This is a genomic window from Mangrovimonas sp. ST2L15 (assembly GCF_001280515.1).
GTDB classification, from domain to species: Bacteria; Bacteroidota; Bacteroidia; order Flavobacteriales; family Flavobacteriaceae; genus Mangrovimonas; species Mangrovimonas futianensis.
In genome coordinates this window covers 1-523 of sequence record NZ_LBIQ01000040.1, presented here as the reverse complement: position 1 = coordinate 523, position 523 = coordinate 1, and the positions used below count along the sequence as shown (strand labels likewise).

The window sequence follows — 523 nt, the reverse complement described above, 5'->3', positions numbered from 1 at the left end:
TCAGGAGCAACCGGAGCAATTGTGTCTATAATAGTAAATGTAGCGGTAGTAGATGCTGCATTTCCACAACCATCAGTGGCAGTAAAAGTTACTGTAGCCGAACCAGTTTCCCCACAATCATCAGAAAGGGCAGAGAAGTCGTTAGACCAAGCCACGGCAGAACAGTCATCAGAAGCAGTAGCCCCACCGTTTGACGCCAACCAATCGTTTAGATCATCTAAGTTTCCAGAACCGTCACATTCCACGGTAGAGGAGGTTGCATCTGTAATGGTAGGCGGTGTTGTATCCTGAACAGCATAGGAAGCCGTAGAGGATACAGAGTTTCCACATGCATCTGTAGCAGTGAAGGTTACAGCAATAGCTTGAGAACAATCTGAAGCATCGCCACCATAGTTGTTTGTCCAAGTGATCTCACCATTACAATTATCTGTAGCAGTAGCACCACCATTTGAAGCCAACCAAGCTTCGATACCACCTTGGTCACCATCAGCACTACACTCAATGGCAATGTCAGAGGCAGGTG

Annotated in this window: 1 protein-coding gene; it reads right to left on the bottom strand. The window is 46.8% G+C overall.

Annotated features, from left to right (window positions below; all coding sequences use genetic code 11):
* Positions 1-523 (bottom strand): hypothetical protein (locus ZA07_RS16205; RefSeq protein WP_197276759.1); only part of this gene is annotated, 523 nt, incomplete at both ends.